This window comes from Arthrobacter sp. K5 (assembly GCF_040448525.1).
In the GTDB taxonomy this organism is placed as follows: Bacteria; Actinomycetota; Actinomycetes; order Actinomycetales; family Micrococcaceae; genus Arthrobacter; species Arthrobacter globiformis.
On the sequence record NZ_CP159279.1, the window covers coordinates 726,649 to 751,795 of the forward strand.

Consider the following 25,147-nt stretch of genomic DNA (forward strand, 5'->3'; position numbering starts at 1 on the left):
GAAGAGGCCGTTCTGCGGTCCTGACTGCCTTGCCGTGTCCAGCATCCCGGCAGGGCATCCATCTTGCCCCGACGAAAGTTCTTACGTGCGCCGACTACTAGCAATCCTTCTTCCCGCGCTGCTTCTGCTGACCGCCTGCGGTGGCCAGGAGCCCGCAGCCCCGGAACCGACCAGCCAGTCCGCGGGTGAGACCGCCAAGCTCGACTCGCTCAAGCTGACGGACAAGGGGGACAAGAAAGCCCCGGGCGTCGAGTTCACCAAGCCCCTCGAGGTTGCCGAACCCACTGTCAAGGTTGTCACCGAAGGCGGCGGGGACCGCGTGAAGGCCAACCAGATCGCCGAGATTTCCGTTCTTGCCCTCAATGCCAAGGACGGCTCCACGCTGGACGACAGCTTCCCCCGTGATCCCGAGCCCCTTGAACTGAACGAGGAGCTCAAGACCGGCAGCGCGATCGTCTACAACGCGTTTGTTGGCGCCAAGGTGGGCTCCCAGCTCGCCCTCGCCATCCCGGGCAAGGCAGCGGCAGAAGGCCAGGCTGCCCAGCCGACCCAGCTTCTGATCATCAAGGTGCTCTCCGCCAAGGAGGCCCCGAAGGTTCTCGACAAGCCTGAAGGCGACCCGGTCACCCCGCCCGCCGGCCTGCCGACCGTCACCGAGAAGGACGGCGTCCCGGAGCTCTCGGTCAAGGGCGTCGCAGCCCCGAAGAAGCTCATCGCCCAGGACCTGATCAAGGGCAAGGGCGCCGCCGTTAAGGCCACGGACACCCTGACCGTGAACTACGTCGGTGTGGCGCTGGCCAGCGGCAAGAAGTTCGACTCCAGCTTTGACCGCAAGCAGACGGCAGAGTTCGCGCTGAACCAGGTCATCAAGGGCTGGACCCAGGGCCTGACCGGAAAGACGGTCGGCTCCCGCGTCCTGCTCGTCATCCCCAAGGATCTGGCCTACGGCGACTCCGGCCAGGGTGACGCGAAGGGTGACCTCGCGTTCGTCGTCGACATCCTGGGTGCTAAGTAAACCCAGGCTTCAAGCAACACCCCGAATACCCAAGTTCCCATAAGCAGAAGGAGCAACCATGTCATTTGGCCAGCGCAAGCTCGACCGTGAAAAGCCGGAAATCGACTTCCCCGAAGGCCCGGTGCCCACGGAACTCGTCATCACGGACATCATTGAGGGCGACGGTCCCGAGGCCAAGGCGGGCGACACCGTGTCCACACACTACGTCGGCGTGGCCTGGTCCACCGGCGAAGAGTTCGACGCATCGTGGGGCCGCGGCGCCCCGCTGGACTTCCGTGTCGGCGTCGGCCAGGTCATCCAGGGCTGGGACCAGGGTCTGCTCGGCATGAAGGTCGGCGGCCGCCGCCGCCTGGAGATCCCCTCGGAGCTGGCTTACGGCTCACGCGGTGCCGGCGGAGCCATCGGCCCGAACGAGGCACTCATCTTCGTCGTGGACCTGGTGGGCGTCCGCTGATCGCGGGTTTTCCGCCGGAAGCACACTAACTGCGCAAGCGCGGTAACAATCGGAAGGATTTTCCGGATTGTTGCCGCGCTTTCGCGTTTTTGCCGGAACGGCTTTAGTAACGTAACGAGGGTGTCCGCCCAACGTACTGAACGCCTGCTGAACCTCCTGATCGCACTGCTGAACTCAAGGTACGGCCTGCGGCGCAGTGAGCTGCGGGAGAAAATCTACGCCGGCGGTGCGGCCAGCGACGCCGCCTTTGGCCGCATGTTCGAACGCGACAAGAACGATCTGCGCGACTTCGGCTTCGACGTCGAGACGGTCACGGACCTGGGCTGGAGTTCGGACGATCCGGGCACCACCCGGTACCGGATCGGCAAGGAATCCAACCGCCTGCCGGATGTGGAGCTGACCCCGGACGAATGGACGGTCCTGCTGCTGGCTTCGCAGCTCTGGGAGCAGGCGGCGCTGGGTACGGCGGCGAGCAACGCCCTCCGCAAGCTCCAGGCGGCGGGCGGCCTGGCCGACGTCGAACTTCCGGCCGGCGTGCAGCCGCGCATCAAACCGGCCGGCCAGGCGTTCGAGGACCTGGTGGCCGCCATGCACGCCCAGCACGCTGTCCGCTTCCGCTACCTGGCCGGCAGCACGGGCCGGGAAGAGGAACGCACCGTTGAACCCTGGGGCCTGGGCAGCCGCTTCGGCCAGTGGTACCTCGTCGGTTTCGACCGGGGCCGCGGTGCCAAGCGCTTCTTCCGGCTGTCGCGCTTCACGTCGGCCGTCACCATTCTGGAGCGGGAAGCCTTCACGCCGCCTGCCGGCTTCAACATGCGTGCCCAGCTGGACAGCCTTCCGGAGCTTCCGGTCAGCGCCGCCGTCGTGGATGTCCGCAGCGGCAAGCTGCTGGGACTGCGCAAGCGTGCCGCCGGAGCCGCCGCGTCCGCGGATGTGGATCCGGACGCCGCCGAGGTCACGGAGACCGACGCCGGCTGGGACCGGCTTACCGTTCCCTATCGCGACGCCGAGGTGCTGGGAGAAGAACTGGCCTCCTACGGGCCGCACGTCAAGGTGGTGGCCCCGGCAGAGCTGTCCGCTGCCGTGCAGCGCCGCCTTGCGAATGCCGCCGCCTTCATCGACGCTCCGGCGCCGTCGTATTCGTTCGGACATGCCGGTACGGGAAAGCGGACCCGCAAGCGCACGTCCGAGGACCAGCTCAGGAGGATGCTGCAGCTGGTGCCGTTCCTGGTCCGCAACCAGGGCCTTCCCATCGAGGAGGTCGCCGACAGGTTCGGCGTGACCCGGCAGGAGCTCGAAGACGATCTGCTGATCCTGATCTGCTCGGGCCTGCCGCAGGGCTACCCGGACGAGCTGCTGGACATCCAGTGGGAGGAAGGCCACGTTTTCATCAGCCAGTCCATGGAGCTGAACCGGCCTGTCCGATTCACCGTGGACGAGGCCTGCGCGCTGCTCACCGGCCTCGAGACCCTGAACGGCCTGCCGGAACTGGCCGAGGGGAGTGCCTTGGAATCGGTGACGCTCAAGCTGATGGCCGCCGCGGGGGAGGAGGGGCTCCGCGCCGCCGCCCTGTCCGGACCGGAAGTGGGACCCGGCAACTCAGCCAACCTCGAGGTCATCCGCGACGCGATTGAATCAGGGTCCCAACTGCACCTCGTCTATCTTTCCCCGCAGAAGGACACCCTGTCGGAGCGGGACGTGGATCCGCTCCGGCTCTACTCCCTGGACAACACCTGGTACTTCGAGGCCTACTGCCATTCGGCGGCCGGCCTCCGGAATTTCCGGCTGGACCGGATCGAGGACCTCACCCCGACCGGCAAGCCGGTCTCGTCCGGGATACAGCCCGACGGCGGGTTCCCGGCAAAGCTGTTCACCCCCAACGACGACGACACCCTGGTCACCGTCCAGCTCACCGCCCGCGGCGCCGGTCTCGCGGACGACTACTATGCCGAGCGGACAGCGCCGCTTCCGGACGGCGGCCTGGTGGCCGAAATCCGGTTCGGCAACACGGCGTGGCTGCCGATGTTCGTAGCCCAGCACGGCGGAACGGCACGGATCCTGGAACCTGAGGCGCTTGCCCGCGCTTCACGGGACTGGATCCAAGCGGCCCTGGCCCAATACAAGGGCTAGCCAGTACGCCAGTTAGACTACTCAGCATGCCTTGGTGGTCCTGGATCCTTATTTGGGTGGCGCTTGTGTCGCTGTCCCTGCTGTTCTTCGTGCTCATGGGTGTCCGACTGTTCCGCCAGTTCATGGCGACGGTCAAGGAGCTCGGTGAAGCGGGGGACAAACTCACCCGCCTTCCCGTTCCTGCGACAGCGTCCGCAGGTGCCATGGAGGCGGCACCCGATTCCGACGTCATCGGGGTTGCACCGGGAACCGCCCCTTTTGCCTCGCCGCACCAGATGCGCCATGATTGCCACGCCTCCAAGGAGGCCCGCAGGGAAGCCCGGCGCCAGCGCAGGGTCCGCCGGAAGGCCGAACGGGGCCAGCCCCAGTCGCTGCGCGACATCGAATTCAGATAAACGTAGGATGTTACTAAACGAAAGGAACACCCACCATGAGGCTTGAAGGCTGGCATCTCATCATCATCATCGTCCTGGCGTTGGTGCTCTTCGCTGCACCGAAGCTGCCCGGCATGGCCCGGAGCCTCGGCCAGTCGATGCGCATTTTCAAGTCGGAAGTCCGCGAAATGAAGAAGGACGGGGCCCCGGAAGCCAAGGACGGCGCAGATCCGGTCGAAGGCACCGTCGTGAACCACCCGCGTTCCGCCACGACGGATAACCGTCCTGCCGACGGAAACGACGTTCCGCCCCCCAACCGCGCCTAAGATCACGTGGCACTAACCATGAGTCGTCGCTCCAATCCTGAGGGACGGATGGCTCTGCTGGACCATCTGCGCGAACTCAGGAACAGGCTGTTCAAGTCCGCCATTGCCGTTGTGCTCGCCACCGTTGCGGGCTTCATGGTCTACCAGCCCATGCTCGCGGCGCTGATCAAACCGATCCGGGACCTCAACGAAAGCCAGGGCCGGCAGGCGTCGCTCAACTTCGACGGCGTGGCGAGCTCCTTCGACCTCATGATCCAGGTGTCCGTCTTCCTCGGTGTCATCCTGGCCAGCCCTGTCTGGCTGTACCAGCTGTGGGCGTTCATCGTCCCCGGGCTGCACAAGAAGGAGCGCCGGCTGGCGCTGTCCTTCGTGGCGGCCGCGGTGCCGCTCTTCGTCGGCGGCGTGACGATGGCATGGCTCGTCCTGCCCAACGCCGTCCGGGTCCTCACCGACTTCACGCCCTCCGGCGGGTCCAACTTCATCAGCGCGCAGGTCTACCTGTCCTTCGTGCTGCGGCTGCTGCTCGCCTTCGGCATTGCCTTCCTGCTCCCTGTTGTCCTGGTGGGCCTGAACCTCGCCGGACTCCTCCGCGGAGAGCAGCTCATCAAGAGCTGGCGCATCACCGTGTTCCTTGTCTGCCTGTTCGCCGCCATGGCCGCCCCTGGCGGCGACGCAATGAGCATGTTCTACCTTGCCGGTCCCATGCTCCTGCTCTTCTTCCTGGCCATCGGCCTGTGCGTCCTGAATGACCGCCGTCGTGCGCGCCGGGCAGTGAAGCGGGCCGCTGAGACCGAGGCCACAGCCGATATCGCGACTCCGAGCAGTGAGCTGAAGAATCTCTAGGTGCGCCCCCGCTAGGCTTGAGGCATGTCCACCACCACTCCGTCGCCTTCCGAACGGTACCGCGCCAGCGCCGAACGGGCCGCGGAAGCAAAGACCCATTTGGGCGCATTCGCCCGCACACTCAGCTTTGAACTGGACGACTTCCAGCGGCAGGCGTGCAAGTCCCTCCAGGAAGGCCGCGGGGTGCTGGTTGCCGCGCCCACCGGGGCCGGCAAGACCATCGTGGGCGAGTTCGCCGTTTACCTGGCGCTGCAGCGCGGACTGAAGGCGTTCTACACCACGCCCATCAAGGCGCTCAGCAACCAGAAATTCACCGAGCTGACGGAGAAATACGGCGAGGCGAACGTCGGCCTCCTGACCGGTGACACCAGCATCAACGGCGACGCGCCCGTGGTGGTCATGACCACCGAGGTCCTGCGCAACATGCTGTACGCCGACTCCGACACCCTGTTCGACCTGGGCTTTGTGGTCATGGATGAGGTCCACTACCTGGCCGACCGCTTCCGCGGTGCGGTCTGGGAGGAAGTCATCATCCACCTGCCCAGCGAGGTGCAGGTGGCGTCCCTCAGCGCCACGGTCTCCAACGCGGAGGAGTTCGGCGCCTGGCTGGACACCGTCCGCGGCGACACCGACGTGATCGTCTCCGAACACCGTCCCGTGCCGCTCTGGCAGCACGTCATGGTGGGCAGGGACATCGTGGATCTATTCGCCGGCGAGACCACCTTTGACGAAATCGCCCCGGCCGGCAGCCCGGCAGCGGCCGCCGCCCTGCCCCTGGCGCCTTCACCCGCCGACGCTGGCCAGCGGGGATTCGAGGTAAACCCGGAACTGCTGACCCTTTCGAGGGCTGAAAGCCAGCTCAACTTCCAGGGCCGCTTCGGCCACGGCGGCCGGAGCCAGCGGCGGCAGCAGCGCCAGCGCTATGGTGAGAAGCCCCAGCAGGAGACCCGGAGCGCCGTGCGGCGGGCTAGCCGGCCGCAGGTCATCGCCAGCCTTGACCGGCAGGACCTGCTGCCCGCCATCACCTTCATCTTTTCCCGGGCCGGCTGTGACGCCGCCGTCGCACAGTGCGTAGCGTCCGGGCTGTGGCTCACCACGGAGCGGGAGCAGGGCATCATCGCCCAGCGGGTGGACGAGGCCGGCCAGGACATTCCGACCGACGACCTCGAAGTGCTGGGCTTCTGGAGCTGGCGGGAGGGGCTCCTGCGCGGCATCGCAGCCCACCATGCCGGCATGCTTCCCACCTTCAAGGAAGTGGTTGAGAAGCTTTTTGCGGACGGCCTCGTGAAGGCGGTGTTCGCCACCGAGACGCTGGCCCTCGGGGTCAATATGCCGGCCCGGTCCGTGGTGCTGGAGAAGCTGGACAAGTTCAACGGCGAAGCCCACGTGGACATCACGGCGGGGGAGTACACCCAGCTCACCGGCCGGGCGGGCCGGCGCGGCATCGACGTCGAAGGCCATGCCGTGGTCCTGTGGCAGCCCGGGACGGACCCTGCAGCGGTGGCCGGCCTGGCCTCCCGCCGGACGTATCCGCTGAATTCCAGCTTCCAGCCCACGTACAACATGAGCATCAACCTGCTCGCCCAGTTCGGCCGGCCCAGGGCCAGGGAAATCCTGGAGTCCTCCTTCGCCCAGTTCCAGGCTGACCGGTCGGTGGTCGGCCTGGCCCGTCAGGTCCGCAGCCGCGAGGAGTCGCTGGCCGGCTATGCAAAATCGATGACCTGCCATCTTGGCGACTTCACCGAGTACGCCCGGCTGCGGCGGGAACTTTCCGACGCCGAGAATTTCAGTTCGCGGAGCAAATCACGGGCCCGCAAGTCGCTCAACGAGGACTCCCTGAGCCGTCTGCTGCCGGGCGACGTTGTGGATGTCCCGGCAGGCAGGGCCCCCGGATTTGCCGTGGTACTGAGCTCGGACCACAGCTCCCGCGAGCCGAGGCCCGCGGTGCTGACGCTGGAAAGCCAGCTGCGCCGTATCGGCGTCGATGACCTGGAGGGCCCTATTGCGCCGCTGACCCGGATCAGGATCCCCAAGTCATTCAACGCGAAGGTTCCCAAGTCGCGGCGGGACCTGGCCTCCTCCGTCCGGAACGCCCTGCGGGAGAACCGGCCGCCGGCCAGGGGAAACAGCCGCAACAACGACTTCGGGCTTGGCTCCGCGCTGCAAAACCAGGAAAAGAAGATCGCCGACCTGCGGCGTGCCCTACGGGCCCACCCGTGCCACGGCTGCAGCGAACGCGAGGATCATGCCAGGTGGTCCGAACGCTGGTGGAAGCTGCGCAAGGAAACCGACGGTCTGGTCCGCCAGATCCAGGGACGCACCAACACCATCGCCAAGACGTTCGACCGGGTGTGCGATGTCCTGTCGGCCTACGGTTACCTCGAGTCCACCGGGGACGGACAGCACCGCATTAGCACCGACGGCCAGCGGCTGCGCCGGATCTACGGCGAGAAGGACCTGCTGATTTCGCAGGCCCTGCGGCAGGGGGCGTTCGATGACCTCGACGCTGTGGAGGTGGCCGCGTTCGCCAGTGTGCTGGTGTACCAGGCCAAGCGCGAGGACCGCGGCCTGCGTCCCCGCATGCCCAGCGTTTCCCTCGAGACCGCCGTGGATATCGTGGTCCGCGAGTGGTCTGCGCTGGAGGACGTGGAGGAACAGAACAAGCTCCCGCTCACCGGCGAACCGGAACTGGGACTGATCTGGCCGATGTACAAGTGGGCCCGCGGCCGCCACCTGCAGGACGTGCTCAGCGGCACGGACCTGGCCGCCGGCGACTTCGTCCGGTGGGTCAAGCAGGTGATCGACCTGCTGGACCAGCTGGCCAAGATCCCCGGCCTCGATCCCCGGCTGGCCCGGCTGTGCGCCGAGGCCATCAAGCTGATCAGGCGGGGCGTCGTGGCCTACTCCACTGTGGGCTGACTACCAGCACCCAGGCCCCGCCTCCGCACTGAACGTTTCCGTACCAAACACTTCCGTACCCAACACCCCGTTTGAACTCTCCAAGGAGCGCCTCCATGGCCGATGCCCCCGCCCGCCCGCAGGAAGGAACCGGACCGTCAAAGGTCACGCTGTACCGCAACGGTTCCGTCTACACCGCGGCTGATCCCTTCGCCACGGCCATGCTGGTGGACGGCGACACCATCGCGTGGGTCGGCTCGGAACAGGCTGCCACCTCGATCGCCGACAACTCCATGGATATCATCGATCTCCGCGGCGCCCTCGTTGCTCCCGGATTTGTCGACTCCCACGCCCACCTGACCGAGACCGGCATTGCGCTCGACTCACTGCAGCTCGGCGGCGTGCGGTCGGCCCGCGAACTGCTGGACGCCGTTGCGGCCTCGGGCGGGGAAGGCGCCGTGCTGGGTCATGGCTGGGATGAGTCGCTCTGGGACGATCCCACCCTCCCGGACGCCGGAGAGCTGGAGCGGGCTGCCGCCGGCCGTCCGGTGTACCTTTCCCGGGTTGATGTTCATTCGGCCCTTGTCTCGCCGTCACTCGTGGCCAGTGCCGGGCTGGCGGAACTGGACGGCTACGCGCCGGGCGGCCATGTCCGGCGCGAAGCCCACACTGCCGCCCGGCAGGCCACCCGCCGCCTATCAACCGCCGCGCTGCAGGACTACCAGCGGCGTGCCCTGGACGAGGCTGCGGCCAACGGGTATGTGGCACTGGCCGAGATGGGTGCACCAAGAATCAGCAGCTTCGACGACCTGCGGCTGGCGGCGGGATGGAACGACGCGGCAGGCACGCGCCCGGCCCCCGAGGTGCTGCCGTACTGGGGACAATTGACGACGACGGCGGCCGACGCCGAGGCGCTCCTCGCTGAGCTTGGGGTCCGGGTCCGCGGATTTGCCGGGGACCTGAACATCGACGGGTCAATCGGCTCCCGCACGGCATCCCTGCGGGAACCCTACACGGACGCACCCGGGGAGACCGGGACGACGTACCTGTCCGTGGCCGAGGCGGCCGCGCACCTTGCGGCCTGTTCGCTCCTGGGCATCCAGGGCGGCTTCCACGTCATAGGAGACGCCGGCCTCGATGCGGCCCTGCAGGCCCTAGAGGAGGCAGCCGCTGAGGTGGGGGAGCAACGGGTCCGGGCGGCCGGGCACCGCTTCGAGCACGTTGAAATGGCCGACGCCGACGCCATCGCGCGCCTGGCGAAGTACTCAGTGACCGTCAGCGCACAGCCAGCCTTCGACGCCGCGTGGGGTGGCCAGGGCCGGCTCTATGAGCGGCGCCTCGGATCCCGCAGCCAGGGCATGAACCCGTTCGCCTCGTTCTATTCGGCCGGCGTCCCCATCTGCTTCGGCAGCGACACCCCCGTGACGCCGCTCCGTCCCTGGTCCAGCGTCCGGGCCTGCCTCGAGCACCACGATGCCGACCAGCGGATCTCCGCCCGGGCGGCCTTCCTCGGCCACACACGGGCCGGCTGGCGTGCCGCCCGCTACGAGAACCCCATGGCGGGCCAGCTGGTACCGGGCGCACCGGCATCCTTCGCCGTCTGGGAAGTGGATGAGCTCATGGTTCAGGTGGCGGACAACAGGGTCCAGTCCTGGAGCACGGATCCCCGGGCCCGCACACCGCTGCTGCCCGCCCTGGACACCGGCACGGATCCCCGGTGCCTGCAGACCGTGCGGGACGGGCTGGAGCTGTTCTCGGCAGAAGCCCTCCGGGGCTGATTTTCGCCGGGCTTAATTCGGCGACACATAGTGTCCGGCCATGCCGGGATTCCCTCCCGGAAAAGGGCTCTGACCTGCGACGATAGGTGAACGGGCAGGTCAGGGGGCTGTTGACAGCCCCCAGCCAGTCCGTAGCATTGAGCTTCCGGGGGCGGGTCCGAAGCGCAGCAGAAAACAGTTCCTCCATCCGCTTATCGCGGCATCAGGAACTGGCCCGTAGCGCAAGGACCCGCCCGTGGCGGAGCCGGATCCCTGCTGCGCGGACAGATGCGCTGTGCGGGGCCCGTATAATAGGGAGTTGCGCTTTGCGAGCCGGCGTTCCCGCCGGGCTCCCCGCGTGCTGACCGCTCCCATCCAGGAAAGGCCTCCCTGTGCGTGTCCTCACCATCATCCCCACCTACAACGAGCTGGAGTCGCTTCCCAAGACTCTGGGACGACTCCGCGCCGCCGTGCCGGCTTCCGACGTCCTCGTTGTTGACGACAACAGCCCGGACGGCACCGGGCAGCTGGCGGACAGCATCGCCGCCGGGGACAACCAGGTCCATGTCCTGCACCGGAAGGGCAAGGAAGGCCTGGGCGCCGCCTACATCGCGGGCTTCAGGTGGGGACTGGACACCGGCTACGACGTTCTGGTGGAGATGGACGCCGACGGCTCGCACCAGCCCGAACAGCTGCCCTCCCTGCTGGAGGCCGTGGACCAGGGCGCCGACCTCGCCATGGGTTCCCGCTGGGTGAAGGGCGGAAGCGTCGTGAACTGGCCCCTGTACCGGCAGGCCATCTCCCGGACCGGCAGCACATACGCGCGCATCATGCTCGGCCTCAAGATCAAGGACGTGACCGGCGGTTACCGCGCATTCCGTCGCACCACGCTGGAGAAGCTGAACCTGGACCAGGTCGATTCCGTCGGCTACGGATTCCAGGTGGACCTGGCATGGCGCGTCGCGAAGATGGGCCTGAATATCGTGGAGCGGCCCATCACCTTCGTGGAGCGGGAACTCGGTGCTTCCAAGATGAGCGGCAACATTGTGGTTGAGGCCATGATCAACGTGACGAAGTGGGGCCTGACCGCCCGCTGGAAGAAGCTGACGGGCAAGAGCCCACGCGACTAACTGGCACCCCGCGCGACTGACTGGCACCGCGACTGGCCGGCACCGCGGCCAGCTGGCACAAAGAACCAGGCTGATACGCAAAAGGCCGGATCCGCTGCATCCATGGATGCAGCGGATCCGGCCTTTTGGCTCTCGCGCCTGCCTGCCAGCTAGCAGCGGCTAGGCTGAACGCCGTTCGCCACGACGCTCGCGCAGAATGGTGAGGCGGTCTTCGAGGATCTGCTCCAGCTCGGGAAGCGAGCGGCGTTCCAGCAGCATGTCCCAGTGCGTACGGACTGCCTTTTCGTTGCTGGTGTCCGGGCGTTCGCCATCAACGAGCAGCGCTTCCTTGCCGGTCTTGGAAACCCAGACAGGGGGAATTTCGGCTTCGGAGGAAAAGGTTACAAAAACCTGTTCGCCGTCCTCGCACCGGTACTCAACCCGCTGACGCGGAGCCGGCTCCACGCCGGATTCCGTCTCCATGCTTTGGGCGCCAAGACGCATGCCTCGCAGGCTGCGATCGCTCATGATTTCTCCCTCTAATCGGTTCGCGGAGCGGACTCCGCGCTAGCCGGAAGCCCTGGTTAGGGCGCCTCCGGACTACGGTGTGGTTCACGTAGCATCACTAGGTGAAACGCTTCGCCAAGCTTTGTTGTTCCGCACGGACTGATCCGGCCGGACAAATATCCCATTATACGGATTCCGGCGGGGCGCAGCAATCCGGCGGCATGCAACAGACCGGCGGGGCGCAGCAGCGCAGCCAGGTGCGCAAGACAACGGGAGGCAGGCCGCGGCGGCCTGCCTCCCGTTGCTTTGCCATGAAAGGCTGCTTTGTCTTGAAACCCTAAACCTGGGTCCGGGCTGCCGCCTCGCCGGTCTGGGCGCCGGTCTGGGCGCCGGCCTGGCCGCCGTCCTCGCCGCCGAAGAGATCGCCGGAGCGGGGATCAGGGTTGGTTCCGCCCAAGGCGCTTCCGATGCCTTTCAGTGCCTCGCCGACTTCGCTGGGAATGATCCACAGCTTGTTGGAGGAGCCCTCGGCGAGCTTCGGCAGGGTCTGCAGGTACTGGTAGGCCAGCAGCTTCTGGTCCGGGTTCCCCTTGTGGATGGCGTCGAACACCTTCTGGATGGCTTGTGCCTCACCGTCTGCGCGCAGGATGGCAGCTTTCGCGTCACCCTCGGCCTTGAGGATGGCGGCCTGCCGCTGCCCCTCGGCGGTCAGGATGGCGGACTGCTTGGTTCCCTCGGCGGTCAGGATGGCAGCGCGGCGGTCGCGTTCCGCCCTCATCTGCTTCTCCATGGAATCCTGGATGGAGTGCGGCGGATCGATGGCCTTCAGCTCCACTCGGGAGACACGAATGCCCCAGCGGCCAGTGGCTTCATCCAGGACACCGCGCAGCTGGCCGTTGATCTGGTCGCGGGACGTGAGCGCCTCTTCCAGATTCAGGCCGCCCACCACGTTACGCAGGGTGGTGGTGGTCAGCTGCTCCACGGCCTGGATGTAGTTGGCGATCTCGTACGTTGCGGCGCGCGGGTCGGTGACCTGGAAGTAGACCACGGTGTCGATGGACACCACGAGGTTGTCCTCGGTGATCACGGGCTGCGGCGGGAAGGAGACCACCTGTTCGCGCAGGTCCAGCAGCGGCAGGAGCCGGTCGACAAAGGGGATGAGGAGCGTCAGGCCGGGATTGAGCGTGCGCTGGTACTTCCCCAGGCGTTCGACGACGCCGGCCCGGGCCTGCGGCACGATCCGTACCGAGCGGACCAGCACGATGATGACGAAAATGATCAGAACCACCATCACGAACGTGAGTGCGATTCCTCCTGGGCTATCCATACTTCTCCTTGTCCCCGACTTTCAGTGAAGCTCTAACCTGGCGAAAACTCGCCGCAATCTGCTGCTCCGCCGCGGCGGGAGCAGAAACCCATGGGGGAGCCGCCTACTGGACGGCGGTCTCAGCCTGAGGTGAGACGACCGCCGTCGCGCCTTCAATGGCCGAGACGATCACGCGCTGGCCTTCGGGAAGGACGCCGGACTGCGAACGGGCGCTCCAGATGTCGCCGCCGATCTTCACGCGTCCGCCGCTGGCCGTTACCGCTTCCAGCACGAGCGCTGATTCGCCGATCAGGCGGTCGATGTTGGTGCGTTGTTCCGGCGCGCCCTTGTGCAGGTGCTTGAGTGTCACCGGGCGGACGAACGCGATCATGAGCAGCGAGACGACGCAGAACACCACGATCTGAAGCCACAGGTCAGCGCCGGCAAAGTCGGCCACCAGGCCGGCAAGGGCACCTCCGCCCAGCATGATGAAAAACAGGTCAAGGGTCAGCATCTCCACGGCGGCGAACACCAGGAAGAGGGTGAGCCACAGTGCCCACCAGTTTTGGCCTAGCCATTCAAACATCGCGTTCCCCCTTGATCCCGAGGGCTGCGGGGCAGACCCTCAGTGACTTTCTTCCATCGTAGACCGAAGCACGAGCGCCCGGCAGGGGAACGGCGGGCAACACAGGAACGTGGCCAAGCCGTTATGGAGCGGGGATTTCCAACGGAACGAAGATGCTGATCCGGAACCGGGCGGAGACCCTGGTGGTTTGCGGGAGGCCGGCGAGCCGGTCGGTCAGTGTGGCGCGGTCCGTGTGGTGGCCGGCGGGGCCCATAAGCGCAAGGTTGGCAACGTCCTCCGGGGAAAGCGACAGTTCCACGTCGATGTCCTGTGCCGACAGCGGCGAGAAGCGGCCCGCGAGCGCCTCGGCCAAACGCTCGTCCTTGTCAGGGTCGATGCCCAGCATGCCCGCCTGGCGGGCAATTTCCCCGAGGTGTCCGGCGCGCGGCGTCACTACGATAAGCCTGCCGGAGGGTTTGAGGACGCGGGCGAACTCGGCAGCGTTGCGGGGCGCGAACACCACGGTGACGACGTCGACGGCGGCGTCATGCAGGGGCAGCGGCTGCCAGACGTCACCCACCAGGTTGATGGCTTCCGGGTTGAGTTTGGCGGCGCGGCGCAGGGCGAACTTGGAGATGTCCAGCCCGACGGCGGCCACACCGCCCGCGCCGTCTGCCGGGGCGGCGCTGTGGTCGTCACTCTCCGGATGATGGTCGCTGTCCAGATAATCAAGGATCGCGCGCAGGTAGTGTCCCGTTCCCGTGCCGGAGTCAAGGACAGTTGGGGCTGGCCCGTTCAGGGCCGGCCCGGCTGCCTTGGCCAGCGCGTCGGCCAGGGGCCGGTAGTGACCGGCGTCGAGGAAGGCTGTCCGTGCCGCAACCATCTCCGCGGTGTCCGATTCGAAGGCGGTTCCCTTGCCCACCAGCAGGTTGAAGTACCCCTGCCGGGCGGCGTCGAAGCTGTGGCGCTCCGGGCACGCCAGCGCGCGGACCCTGCCGTTGCCGCCGTCGTGGACGGGCTGGAGTTCCTGGCGGCAGACGGGGCAAAGCAGAACGGGAAGGCGCGAGAGCATGAGGACCATCCTAGGGCAGGGTGTTTTCGGCGGCGGCCGTTCCGCGCCTTTGCCCGACCCGCTAGGCTCACGTGGGTGAAGCCTGAACATTTGCCGCTGCTCAACTCCGTCTCCGCCCCCGCCGTCCACCCCGACGGCACCAGGGCCGTTGTCTCCGTTGTCCGTCCGGACTTTGATGCCGACTCCTATGTTGGGCAGTTGTGGAGCGTGCCCCGGGACCCGGAAAAGCTGCCCCGCCGCGTGACCCGGGGCTTCCGCGACACGGCGCCGGCGTTTTCGCCGGACGGCCGGGTGCTGGCTTTCCTCCGCGCCGCCCCGGACGGCAAGCCCCAGCTTCACGTCGTGGAGGCCGCGGGCGGGGAACCGCAGGCCCTGACCGACAGGAAGATGGGCGTCACTTCCTTCGGCTGGTCCCCGGATTCCACCCGGATCGTTTTCGGCTCGAGGGAACCGGAAGAGGGCCGCTACGGATCGCTCGACGGCGTGGGGTCCGGTGCGGAGGACGCCCGGCTCATCACGGATTACAAGTACAGGATGAACGGCGTGGGCTACACGCGGGACAAGCCGCTGCAGCTGTTCATGCTCGACGTGCCGGAACTGGGCGGGGAACCCTGGGTCAAGCCAGTGGGGCGCGCTGCCAAGCGGAGCGAGGGCGGGAAGGGCAAGAGCGACGGCGGCAGTGAAGGTGCGGCGGAATCCAGCGAGGAATCCGGCGGGTTCCCAAAGGCACGCCAGCTTACGACGTCGGCAACCGACCACACCTGCCCCACCTTCAGCAGTGACGGCAGTGCCGTTTACTTCGTGGCAGCACTGCACGAGGATGCCGACCAGGACCTGGTATCCGGGATCTACCGCGTGGCGTCCGACGGCGGCACGCCGGCTTTGGTGCCGGCCCCCAACCTGGGCGCCCAGACCGTCTCCGACGTCAGGGAGTCGGCAGACGGACGCTGGCTGTTCTTCACGTCCCAGGATCTGGGCGGCACCCGCCAGGACTTCGTTGCCAAGAACACGGTCCTCCACGTCATGCCGGCCGCCGGCGGCGACACCGTTGCCCTGAGCGACGCGGAGAACATGGACGTCGGAGCGCCCGGTGCCACCATTGGCCTGCGCGGCAACGACAGCGCGCTGGTGCTGAACAATGCCCAGGGAACGGTTGAGCTGCTCGAGTTCAGCGCCACGGGGAACCACGCCCTCCTCGTGCACGGTGACCGGGTGGTCGCCGGGGCCGGGGACGGTGCGGGGACGGTCTTCATCAGCTACAGCGACGCCGCCACGGCGGGTGATGTGGGGGTCCTCGAGGACGGTCAGCTCCGCCTGCTCAGCGATTTCTCGGCCGCACTGCGGACCGAAGCAGGCATCATCGAACCGCAAGAACTTTCGTTCCCCGCCCCGGACGGCTACCCGGTCCACGGCTGGCTGGTCCTGCCGCCGGGGAAGGGCCCGCACCCGGTGCTGCTGAACATCCACGGCGGACCGTTCTCGCAGTACACCACCGCGTTCTTCGATGAAGCACAGGTCTATGCCGCGGCCGGATATGCCGTTTTGATGTGCAATCCGCGCGGCTCCGCCGGTTACGGCCAGGCCCACGGCCGGTCCATCAAAGAGCGGATGGGCACGGTGGACATGCAGGACGTGCTCGCGTTCCTGGACGGCAGCCTCGAGAAGTTCTCCTCCTCCCTGGACGCCGGCGCCCTGGGCATCATGGGCGGTTCCTATGGCGGGTACCTCACGGCGTGGACCATCAGCCAGGACCACCGGTTCCAGGCCGCCATCGTGGAGCGGGGATTCCTGGATCCCGTGAGCTTCACGGGCTCGTCGGACATCGGCTGGTTCTTCGGCGGTGAATACATCGGCTCGGCGGCCGAGCAGGTGGCCGCTCAGAGTCCCATGGCAACGGTCGCCGCCGTCAGGACGCCCACACTGGTGATCCACAGTGAAGATGACCTCCGCTGCCCGGTGGAACAGGGCCAGCGCTATTTCACTGCCCTCAAGCAGCAGGGCGTCGACTCGGCGTTCCTCGTTTTCCCGGGCGAGGACCACGAGCTGTCACGCTCGGGGACGCCACACCACCGGCGGCAGCGGTTCGAACAAATCCTGGCCTGGTGGGCGAAGTACCTGCCGACGGACAACAACCGCGCGGCGACCGTCTAATCCGTGCCGTCTAATCCAGTGCCGGCTAATCCGTGTCCTGATTCGCGCCGGCCGGGAAGCCAAGCTCCCGGCTGGCCGTGGCGATGCCCGGCCCGGCCCAGCGCGTGGCGTACTCGCTGTTCGTGCTGAGTGAGCGGAGCTCGGCCCGGTCGATGTAGAGCGTGCCGTGGAGGTGGTCGGTCTCGTGCTGCACGATCCGCGCCTGCCAGCCGCTGAAGTCCTTGGTGACATTCCCGCCGACGGGCGTGAGGTACTCCAGCCGCACGCTGTCGGGACGCTCAACCACGGCCTGCAGTCCGGACAGCGAGAGGCAGCCTTCGAAGAAGGCTGCGGTGCCGTTGCCCAGGCGGGAGTAGGACGGATTCAGCATCGCGAAGAACTCCAGCGGCGCCCTGTCCCGGGCCGCGGCCGTGACCTCGTCGATCTCGAACTGGTCTTCGAGGACGGCCAGCTGCAGCGGAATGCCCAGCTGCGGAGCTGCCAGGCCGACGCCGGGTGCGGCATGCATGACTTTCCTCATGAGGACGATCAGCTGGCTGAGTTCCTCGGGCTCCAGCTGGCCCTCGAACGGAGCCGCGTGCTGCCTGAGGACCGGATGCCCGGCCTGCACGATGGGCGGCAGGGCCTCCGAGGCCAGCAGTTCCTGCACGGTTTCCCTGATCCGGGCCGGGCTATAGGTCGTGGGCGGAGATGCGTGGGTCATGGGGACAGCCTAGCGCCGGGTTAGCGCAGCGCGGTGCCCTCTCACACCGGGCAGCGTCGCGCTATTTGCATCATGAACGCGCTATTGCATCGTGAAGCGCCGGGCCACCAACGCGTTGAAGGCCGGTATGGCCGCCACTCCGGCGATCGCCGCGTTCCGGGGCCGCAGCAGGCGGGCCGGAAGCGGCCTGCCCATCGCCATGTTCACCTCGGCCTGGCGTGCCGCGGCGGCTGCGGCCCGGCGTCGTCCGGCATCGAAACGCCGCAGCGCTTCAGCGGACGGCCCCCCGCGCACGACGGCGAAGATCGCCGGCAGCAGCGCTTCGGCATCCAGCCAGCCAAGGTTCATGCCCTGGCCGCCAATGGGGCTGATCTCGTGCGCCGCGTCTCCGACGAGCGCCGTCCGGCCGGAAACCATGCGCGCAGCCAGCCGCGAACGGACGCTGAAGCTGCTGAGCATGGTATTCGCGCCGGGGTCCAGCGCCAAGCAGGTTCTGCGGGCAACGAGTCCGGCCAGCTGCTCCGCATCAGGACGGGCCGGCGGACTCCCCAGCCGGACAACCCAGCGGCGGACTCCGCCGGGCAGCGGGAACGACTCAACAATGCCGTCGCTTTCCAGGAACAGCGCGGCATCGCTGCCGAAGGGGCTCGATTCGGGGAAGTCACCCATCAGGTAATGGTCCGGATACAGTTTCTCCGGCGCCGCCACCCCCAAAAGTGTCCGCACCGTCGAGTAGGCGCCGTCGGCGCCCACCGCGAAAGCGGCGGAGTGGCCGGAGGCGGCCCCGGCAATGGTGACGCTCAGCGTCACCCGGCTGCCGTCGTCGTGCATTCCCGTAACCCGGGCGTCACGGACAAGCGCGCCGCCGTCCAGCTCCCTGAGCCGACGCTCCAGGACCTCTTCCGTCACGGGCTGGGGCACGGCGAGGACGAACGGGTACCGGTCGGAGACCGGGGCGAACGGCATGCAGGCGATCTTCCGGCCGTTACTCACAGCGAAGCCCTGGCGGATGGGGACGCCGCGGCCGATCAGCTCCTGGGCGACGCCGATGCGCTCGAGGGCCGCGAGCGCCGGCGGATGGATGCCGATGGCCCGGGTGTGGGCGTTGCGGCCGGTCCGCCTTTCGAGGACCCGCACCGTAACCCCGTGCTGCAGGAGCAGCGAACCGAGAAAGAGTCCAACTGGACCGCCGCCCGCGATCAGCACGTCGGTCATGCCGGGCGCCGCCAGTAGGTGAGCAGGCAGTGGAAGGGGGAGTGCGGCTCCACCGTCCAGCCGGCAGGGAGCACGGCGGCCAGCTCGGGGACGGTGTAGCTGCGCCTGATCGAGGTCAGCCCGTCCCCGCGGATATAGGAGCCGGTGAGCGGGAGGGCACCAGCACTGAACAGCGCATAGGCAGCCGCGCTCCGGGTCAGATCGTTGTGCAGGGCCAGGCGGCGGGCCAGCCCGGCGGAATCATCCAGGAACTGCTGCAATTCCTTCGCAGCCAGATGGTGCAGCACGTGGTTGGAGATGACGACGTCGTAGGACTTGCCCTCGGCGAGCAGATCGCCGCTGCTCGCCTGCCGGAACTCCACACCGGGGATGGGCCTGCGGCCGGCGGCGAAACGGAAGGCCCTTTCATCCGGGTCAATCCCCGTCACGTGGAGCTGGATCCCGTCCTTCGACGCCCAGCGGGCGAGCATCACGGCCAGGTCGCCGCCGCCGCAGCCAACGTCCAGCACCGTTGCGGCGCCCATGCCGGCCACCTGCGGGCGCACTCTGGTGCGGTACAGCCGGTGCCAGCCGGAGACCACGCGGTTGACCAGCGCGAACTGTTGGTAGGTGCGCCGCAGCCGGTCCGGATCGCAGTCCGGCCGGTCCATGTCCTCGACGGCGTCCGTGTCCCGCAGGCCAAGGACGCCTGGGCCCGTTCCCGGGATCCTCACGGCCGTCAGGCCAGGGACGGCTCGGCCTCGCCGGACGCCGCATGAAGCCCGTCGGCCGGCTGCTTCACCTTGGTGAACAGGCCGGTTTCCACCGTCAGCCCGGGGCCGAACGCCATGGAGCAGATGCGTTCGTCCCCCTCCCGCGACGGGAGATCCAGAATGTGCTTGAGGACGAAGAGCACCGTCGCGCTGCTCATGTTGCCGTAATTCCGCAGCGTTTCGCGGGCCGGATGCAACTGCTCATCGGTGAGATCCAGCCGGGACTGCACCTTGTCCAGGATGCTGCGGCCGCCCGGGTGGATGGCCCAGTGGGCGATGTCACGGTAGGCGAGTTCCCGCAGCGAGGGGTCGCGTGCCAGCAGCGGCTCGAGCGCGCCAACGATGTGGCTATCGATGATGTGCGGCACGTAGTTGCCGAGCACCATCTCAAAGCCTTCATCGCCGATATTCCAGGCCATAGAGTCCTCACCCACCGGGGTCAGGACCGTCTCGAAATGGTCCAACTGGAGCAGCGGCCGGGATTCAAGGTCCTCACGCGCCGTCACCACGGCTGCCGCCGCGCCGTCCGCAAACAGCGCAGATCCCATGATCGTGTCCGGATCGTTGGAGGTCCGGACGTGCAGGGAGCACAGCTCGGCGCACACGACCAGCACAATCGCCGCCGGGTCCGCCTCACAAAAGGACTTGGCCGCCCGGAGCGCCGGGAAGGCCGCGTAGCAGCCCATGAAGCCGAGGTGGTACCGCTGCACAGCCGGGTTGAGGCCCAGGGCGCGGACGATCTTGTAATCCGGCCCGGGGTTGAAAAAGCCGGTGCAGGAGACTGTGATGAGGTGGGTGATGTCCGGCGGGTCAATGCCGTCGCACTTGGAAACGGCCGCGTCCGCCGCCTCGATGAAAAGCTTCGTGGCTTCCTCGGCGAAGAGGTTGTTGCGTGCCTTGGTGCTGGGGCTCCGCAGCACGCGGGTCTGCGGATCGAAAAACTGGGGGTCTTCGGCGGCGGAGTCCAGGGTCAGTTCGCGGACCGCCGTGTACCGGGTGTCGATGGCGGCGGAATCAAAGCACGTGGACACAAGCCGGGAGCCAAGCCGGGTCAGCCCGGGCTGCGCCGCGAAGACGTCACGGGCCTCGTGCTGGATGAGCAAAGTCGGCGGAACTGCGGTTTCGAGAGCTCTCACATAGACCGTCATTGGTTCATTCTTAGCGAGAGCGCAGGTTAAGACAATGGATTGGCCTGGCGGCAACTGGACAACTCAGGCGGGAGGTAGCACGATCACGAATGTGACCACCAGACCCGCCGCAGAACAGCGCCTGGACGATCTGGCGCGGCTGCGCCGCGTCCGTGACCGCATCGACAGGGAGTACGCCCAGCCGCTGGACGTCGAGGCGCTTGCGCGCGGCGTGAACATGTCAGCCGGTCACCTCAGCCGGCAGTTCCGGGAAGCCTACGGCGAGCCCCCGTACGCCTACCTCATGACGCGGCGCATCGAGCGGGCGATGGCACTGCTGCGGCGCGGCGACCTCAGCGTCACGGAGGTGTGTTTCGCCGTCGGCTGTTCGTCGCTGGGGACGTTCAGCAGCCGCTTCACCGAGCTGGTCGGCATGCCGCCCAGCGTGTACCGGACACAGGCGGCGGGGGAGACGGAGGGCATGGCGCCATGCGTGGTGAAACAGGTAAGCAGACCGGTCAGGAATCGAGAAGCGGTCCCGTCCGGCCGCACCTAGACTGGCGGCATGAACCTCACCATTCACTGGACTTTCCTTCCGCATAACGACGCCGACGCCTCCCTGGCCTTCTATCGCGACACCCTCGGATTCGAGCTCCGCAACGATGTGGGGTACGGCGGGATGCGCTGGCTCACGGTTGGTCCTGCGGACCAGCCCGGCACCTCTGTGGTCCTGGAACCGCCGGCAGCCGACCCGGGCATCACCAAGGACGAACGCCGCACCATCACCGAAATGATGGCCAAGGGGACCTACGCCCGCCTCGTGCTGGCCACCCCGGACCTGGACGGCACCTTCGAAAAGGTGCAGGCCAGCGGCGCCGAGGTGGTGCAGGAGCCCACCCAGCAGGCATACGGTGTCCGCGACTGTGCATTCCGCGACCCTGCGGGGAACCTGATCCGCATCAACGAAGTCCTGTAAGACACTTCCGATCACGACCGGACTTCCGATCACGACCGGCGGGCGCAGCTGTTGCGTCCGCCGGTTGCCGTGCGGAGTTACTGTTGCCGCAACCGCGACAACGAACAAGAATCAGACGTGGCGTGCGAAGCCGGACCCAACCGGCTATCCGCCTGACAGAGGGAGACACGATGACCATAACCACGAGGACGGACACGCAGTCATCCGGACTGCACACCGCCGATGGCCATGACCTGATCCGGGTGCAGGGCGCGCGCGTGAACAACCTCAAGGATGTCAGCGTCGAGATCCCCAAGCGCCGCCTGACGGTGTTTACCGGTGTCTCCGGCTCAGGCAAGAGCTCCCTGGTGTTCGGCACTATCGCCGCGGAGTCGCAGCGGATGATCAATGAGACGTACAGCGCCTTCGTGCAGGGGTTCATGCCCACACTGTCGCGGCCTGAGGTGGATGTGCTGGAGGGGCTGACGACGGCCATCATCGTCGACCAGGAGCGGATGGGGGCCAACCCGCGCTCCACCGTAGGCACCGCAACCGATGCCAACGCGATGCTGCGGATCCTCTTCAGCAGGCTGGGCCAGCCCCACATCGGCTCGCCCAATGCCTACTCCTTCAACATCCCGACGGTGAAGGCCAGCGGCGCAATCACCGTCGAGCGCGGCAACAAGACCAAGGCGGAGAAGGCGACGTTCAACCGGCTCGGCGGCATGTGCCCCCGCTGCGAAGGCATGGGCAACGTCAGCGACTTCGACCTTACGGCGCTGTATGACGACAGCAAGTCACTCAGCGGCGGTGCCCTGACCATTCCGGGCTACAGCATGGATGGCTGGTACGGCCGCATTTTCAGCGGGGCCGGCTTCAACATGGACAAGCCGATCAACAAGTTCACCAAGAAGGAAATCCACGACCTGCTCTACAAGGAGCCGACGAAGATCAAGGTCGAGGGCATCAACCTGACCTACGAGGGCATTATCCCCAAGATCCAGAAGTCGATGCTGTCCAAGGATGTGGATGCGCTGCAGCCGCACGTCCGCGCCTTCGTGGAGCGGGCCATCACCTTCACGACCTGTCCCGATTGCGGCGGCACCCGGCTCAGCCAGGAAGCGCTGTCCTCGAAGATCAAGGGCAAGAACATCGCCGACGTCTGCACCATGCAGATCACCGACCTGGCCGACTGGGTCCGGGACCTCGACGAGCCGTCCGTGGCCCCGCTGCTCGCCGGGCTGCAGCACCTTTTGGACTCGTTCGCGGAAATCGGACTGGGCTACCTCTCGCTGGACCGGCCATCGGGGACACTGTCCGGGGGAGAGGCACAGCGCACCAAGATGATCCGCCACCTCGGTTCGTCGCTCACTGACGTCACCTACGTCTTCGACGAGCCCACGATCGGCCTGCACCCGCACGACATTGAGCGGATGAACTCCCTGCTGCTCCAGCTGCGGGACAAGGGCAACACGGTGCTCGTCGTGGAGCACAAGCCGGAGAGCATCGCTATCGCCGACCACATCGTCGACCTCGGCCCGGGCGCCGGCACCGGGGGCGGCACCGTCTGCTTCGAAGGCACGGTCGAGGGGCTGCGGGGGAGTGACACCATCACCGGCCGGCACCTCGATGACCGGGCGCAGCTCAAGGAATCGGTGCGCTCCGCTTCCGGCGCGCTGGAGATCCGCGCCGCGTCGACTAACAACCTCAAGAACGTCGACGTCGACATCCCGCTCGGCGTGCTGTGCGTCCTTACCGGCGTTGCCGGTTCCGGCAAGAGCTCGCTGATCCACGGCTCGGTCGCCAAGCGGGACGGCGTGGTGGTGATCGACCAGGCCGGCATCCGCGGTTCCCGGCGCAGCAACCCGGCCACGTACACCGGGCTCCTGGAGCCGATCCGCAAGGCGTTTGCCAAAGCCAACGGCGTGAAGCCCGCGTTGTTCAGCTCCAATTCGGAGGGTGCCTGCCCCACGTGCAACGGCGCCGGCGTCATCTACACGGACCTGGGTGTCATGGCCACGGTCGAGACCACGTGCGAGGAGTGCGACGGCAAGCGGTTCCAGGCAGCGGTTCTGGAGTTCACGCTCGGGGGTCGGAACATCGCCGAGGTGCTGGCGATGTCTGTGGCGGAGGCCGAGGAGTTCTTCGAGGACGGCGATGCCCGCACACCGGCCGCCCACAAGATCCTGGACCGGCTGGCCGACGTCGGGCTTGGTTATCTCACCCTCGGCCAGCCGCTCACAACGCTGTCAGGCGGCGAGCGGCAGCGGCTCAAGCTGGCCGCGCAGATGGCAGAAAAGGGTGACGTCTACATCCTCGACGAACCGACCACCGGACTGCATCTGGCCGACGTCCAAAACCTGCTGGCCCTGCTCGACCGGCTCGTCGACTCGGGCAAGTCGGTGATCGTCATCGAGCACCACCAGGCGGTCATGGCGCACGCCGACTGGATCATCGACCTCGGGCCCGGCGCGGGGCACGACGGCGGCAATATCGTCTTCGAAGGATCACCGGCAGACCTCGTTGCCGGCCGTTCAACGCTGACCGGCGAGCACCTCGCAGCCTACGTGGGCGCCAACTGACGGACTCGCATGTAGGTTATGCCGCCGGATCCGGCAGAACGGACAGCCCATCGGCCACGACGCGGCCATCGTGGATGACGGTGCGGTCTGCTCCGCGGTCCATGACGGTGCTCGTGACGGTTTCTCCGTCGACAAGGACGATGTCCGCCTCGTCGCCAACAGCCAGGCCCGGCCGGTCGTCGGGGCTCGTGAGGCGGCGGACTGCACGGTCCATGATGGAGGCACCCCCAACGGTGGCGATCGCCGCGCAGTGCTCGATCAGCCGGTCTTTGCGGAGCCGATGGGTGAACGCCAACTGCCAGGCGCGGTCGAGCATGTCGCAGTTGCCGTACGGGCTCCAGTAGTCCCGCTGGCCGTCCTCGCCCAGCCCAACCCGGATCCCGGCGTCGGTCATCCGGGCCAGGTCGAACTGGGTGCCGCCGCTCGCCGGGGCCACGGTCGCCCAGGCGATGTCCAGTTCAGCCATCTGCTCCAGGAGCCGCGCGGTCACGTCGGGGTGGACGTTGGCCAGGTCGTAGGCGTGGGAGAGCGAGACGCGCCCCTGCATGCCCAGTGCCCGGGTTCGTTCAAAGATGAGCTCCGCGCTGAAAACGCCGAGGTGGCCAGGCTCGTGCAGGTGGATGTCGACGTCGACCCCGTACTTTTCGGCCAGGCCGAAAACGATGTCCAGATGGCGCACCGGATTCCGGTCCAGCTGACAGGGATCTATGCCGCCGATGGTCGTGGCGCCTGCCCTGAGGGCATCCTCAAGGAGTGGGACGGTCCCGTCCTCAAGCAGCAGTCCGGCCTGGGGAAATGCCATGATCTCCACGGTTGCGGCGCGGGCGAAGCGTTCCTTGGCAGCCAAGACCGCCTCGAAGCGCTCCAGTCTGCAGTCCACGTCGACCTGGGCGTAGGAGCGGACACGCGTGGTGCCCCGCGCAATCATCCGTTCCAGCGTTCCCGCCACCACCTCCGGGTAGGGGATGGGGGTGTCGCGCCAGTTCTCCCGGTCGTTGCACATCATGTTCCATACCCCGGGACCGCCGGTGTGCTCCCGGAACGGCAGCCCGACCCGGGTCGAATCGAGGTGGACGTGGACGTCGGTGAAGGCAGGGATGGCGATCCGGTGGCGCCCGTCCACTGCACCACGGGCGGTCCCGGCATTGACGGCGGCGGTCCCGGCGGGGTGCAGTGCAGCAATCCGGCCGTCACGGACCTCGATGTCCACGGCGTTCCCGCCCCATGGACGGACATTGGTGATAAGCATGGTTCCTTCCTTTCGTGCTAGAAGTTCATGGCAACCTGCGCGATGGCTGCCGCCGCG

At 67.1% G+C, this 25,147-nt stretch carries 22 protein-coding genes; 13 read left to right on the plus strand and 9 right to left on the minus strand.

Features of this window, described 5'->3' with window-relative positions; translation table 11 throughout:
* The first annotated feature begins 85 nt into the window (after positions 1 to 85).
* The 9 genes from ABRP34_RS03140 (at position 86) to ABRP34_RS03180 (ending at position 10,927) form a co-directional block, all read left to right on the plus strand.
* Positions 86 to 1,015, plus strand: coding sequence for an FKBP-type peptidyl-prolyl cis-trans isomerase (locus ABRP34_RS03140; RefSeq protein WP_353712225.1), 930 nt, complete (start codon positions 86 to 88; stop codon positions 1,013 to 1,015).
* Positions 1,016 to 1,073: 58 nt separating this feature from the next.
* Entirely contained in the window at positions 1,074 to 1,469 is a 396-nt protein-coding gene (locus ABRP34_RS03145) for an FKBP-type peptidyl-prolyl cis-trans isomerase (RefSeq protein WP_307102959.1), read from the plus strand.
* Positions 1,470 to 1,589: 120 nt separating this feature from the next.
* A complete protein-coding gene (locus ABRP34_RS03150; RefSeq protein WP_353712226.1) occupies positions 1,590 to 3,599 on the plus strand; it encodes a WYL domain-containing protein in 2,010 nt (669 codons plus the stop codon).
* 26 nt (positions 3,600 to 3,625) lie between these two features.
* Positions 3,626 to 3,994, plus strand: a complete 369-nt coding sequence (locus ABRP34_RS03155) for a hypothetical protein (RefSeq protein WP_353712227.1) — start codon at positions 3,626 to 3,628, stop codon at positions 3,992 to 3,994.
* A gap of 35 nt (positions 3,995 to 4,029) precedes the next feature.
* Positions 4,030 to 4,299: a Sec-independent protein translocase subunit TatA gene (tatA, locus tag ABRP34_RS03160; RefSeq protein WP_353712228.1), complete on the plus strand. Its 270-nt coding sequence runs from the start codon at positions 4,030 to 4,032 to the stop codon at positions 4,297 to 4,299.
* 48 nt (positions 4,300 to 4,347) lie between these two features.
* Positions 4,348 to 5,142 (plus strand): twin-arginine translocase subunit TatC, encoded by a 795-nt coding sequence (tatC, locus tag ABRP34_RS03165; RefSeq protein ID WP_353713296.1) that lies wholly within the window; start codon positions 4,348 to 4,350, stop codon positions 5,140 to 5,142.
* A gap of 24 nt (positions 5,143 to 5,166) precedes the next feature.
* Positions 5,167 to 8,061: a DEAD/DEAH box helicase gene (locus tag ABRP34_RS03170; protein WP_353712229.1), complete on the plus strand. Its 2,895-nt coding sequence runs from the start codon at positions 5,167 to 5,169 to the stop codon at positions 8,059 to 8,061.
* A gap of 95 nt (positions 8,062 to 8,156) precedes the next feature.
* Positions 8,157 to 9,818: an amidohydrolase family protein gene (locus ABRP34_RS03175; RefSeq protein WP_353712230.1), complete on the plus strand. Its 1,662-nt coding sequence runs from the start codon at positions 8,157 to 8,159 to the stop codon at positions 9,816 to 9,818.
* A 371-nt stretch (positions 9,819 to 10,189) separates the two neighbouring features.
* The gene (locus ABRP34_RS03180; protein WP_353712231.1) at positions 10,190 to 10,927 is read left to right on the plus strand and encodes a polyprenol monophosphomannose synthase; all 738 of its coding nucleotides are present in this window, start codon (positions 10,190 to 10,192) and stop codon (positions 10,925 to 10,927) included.
* A gap of 159 nt (positions 10,928 to 11,086) precedes the next feature.
* On the opposite strand, the gene ABRP34_RS03185 is transcribed toward ABRP34_RS03180, so the two are convergent.
* From ABRP34_RS03185 to ABRP34_RS03200, 4 genes are all read right to left on the minus strand, one after another.
* Positions 11,087 to 11,434, minus strand: coding sequence for an RNA polymerase-binding protein RbpA (locus ABRP34_RS03185; protein ID WP_003802221.1), 348 nt, complete (start codon positions 11,432 to 11,434; stop codon positions 11,087 to 11,089).
* 316 nt (positions 11,435 to 11,750) lie between these two features.
* Positions 11,751 to 12,740, minus strand: coding sequence for an SPFH domain-containing protein (locus ABRP34_RS03190; protein ID WP_353712232.1), 990 nt, complete (start codon positions 12,738 to 12,740; stop codon positions 11,751 to 11,753).
* 103 nt (positions 12,741 to 12,843) lie between these two features.
* Positions 12,844 to 13,305 carry an NfeD family protein gene (locus ABRP34_RS03195; RefSeq protein ID WP_353712233.1) on the minus strand — a complete coding sequence of 154 codons (462 nt, stop codon included), beginning with the start codon at positions 13,303 to 13,305 and terminating at the stop codon, positions 12,844 to 12,846.
* 121 nt (positions 13,306 to 13,426) lie between these two features.
* Positions 13,427 to 14,356 carry a putative RNA methyltransferase gene (locus ABRP34_RS03200; RefSeq protein ID WP_353712234.1) on the minus strand — a complete coding sequence of 310 codons (930 nt, stop codon included), beginning with the start codon at positions 14,354 to 14,356 and terminating at the stop codon, positions 13,427 to 13,429.
* Positions 14,357 to 14,431: 75 nt separating this feature from the next.
* On the opposite strand from ABRP34_RS03200, the gene ABRP34_RS03205 reads away from it, so the two are divergent.
* A complete protein-coding gene (locus tag ABRP34_RS03205; protein ID WP_353712235.1) occupies positions 14,432 to 16,507 on the plus strand; it encodes a S9 family peptidase in 2,076 nt (691 codons plus the stop codon).
* 25 nt (positions 16,508 to 16,532) lie between these two features.
* Here the strand turns inward: ABRP34_RS03205 and ABRP34_RS03210 are convergent, their stop codons facing one another.
* The 4 genes from ABRP34_RS03210 to ABRP34_RS03225 form a co-directional block, all read right to left on the minus strand.
* Positions 16,533 to 17,210 carry a peptide deformylase gene (locus ABRP34_RS03210; protein ID WP_353712236.1) on the minus strand — a complete coding sequence of 226 codons (678 nt, stop codon included), beginning with the start codon at positions 17,208 to 17,210 and terminating at the stop codon, positions 16,533 to 16,535.
* Between the two features lie 81 nt (positions 17,211 to 17,291).
* Positions 17,292 to 18,425 carry an NAD(P)/FAD-dependent oxidoreductase gene (locus ABRP34_RS03215; RefSeq protein ID WP_353712237.1) on the minus strand — a complete coding sequence of 378 codons (1,134 nt, stop codon included), beginning with the start codon at positions 18,423 to 18,425 and terminating at the stop codon, positions 17,292 to 17,294.
* Positions 18,422 to 19,075: a class I SAM-dependent methyltransferase gene (locus tag ABRP34_RS03220; RefSeq protein ID WP_353713297.1), complete on the minus strand. Its 654-nt coding sequence runs from the start codon at positions 19,073 to 19,075 to the stop codon at positions 18,422 to 18,424. Before ABRP34_RS03220 ends, ABRP34_RS03215 begins: the two co-directional genes overlap by 4 nt.
* Before the next feature lie 68 nt (positions 19,076 to 19,143).
* Positions 19,144 to 20,325, minus strand: a complete 1,182-nt coding sequence (locus ABRP34_RS03225; RefSeq protein WP_353712238.1) for a type III polyketide synthase — start codon at positions 20,323 to 20,325, stop codon at positions 19,144 to 19,146.
* Positions 20,326 to 20,416: 91 nt separating this feature from the next.
* On the opposite strand from ABRP34_RS03225, the gene ABRP34_RS03230 reads away from it, so the two are divergent.
* The 3 genes from ABRP34_RS03230 to ABRP34_RS03240 all read left to right on the plus strand — a co-directional run bounded on the left by ABRP34_RS03230 (position 20,417) and on the right by ABRP34_RS03240 (position 23,841).
* A complete protein-coding gene (locus tag ABRP34_RS03230) occupies positions 20,417 to 20,860 on the plus strand; it encodes a helix-turn-helix transcriptional regulator (protein WP_353712239.1) in 444 nt (147 codons plus the stop codon).
* Positions 20,861 to 20,869: 9 nt separating this feature from the next.
* Positions 20,870 to 21,280, plus strand: a complete 411-nt coding sequence (locus tag ABRP34_RS03235; protein WP_353712240.1) for a VOC family protein — start codon at positions 20,870 to 20,872, stop codon at positions 21,278 to 21,280.
* 170 nt (positions 21,281 to 21,450) lie between these two features.
* A complete protein-coding gene (locus ABRP34_RS03240; protein WP_353712241.1) occupies positions 21,451 to 23,841 on the plus strand; it encodes an excinuclease ABC subunit UvrA in 2,391 nt (796 codons plus the stop codon).
* A 16-nt stretch (positions 23,842 to 23,857) separates the two neighbouring features.
* Here ABRP34_RS03240 and ABRP34_RS03245 read toward each other — a convergent pair whose 3' ends face one another.
* Positions 23,858 to 25,090, minus strand: coding sequence for an amidohydrolase family protein (locus ABRP34_RS03245; protein WP_353712242.1), 1,233 nt, complete (start codon positions 25,088 to 25,090; stop codon positions 23,858 to 23,860).
* Between the last annotated feature and the right edge of the window lie 57 nt (positions 25,091 to 25,147).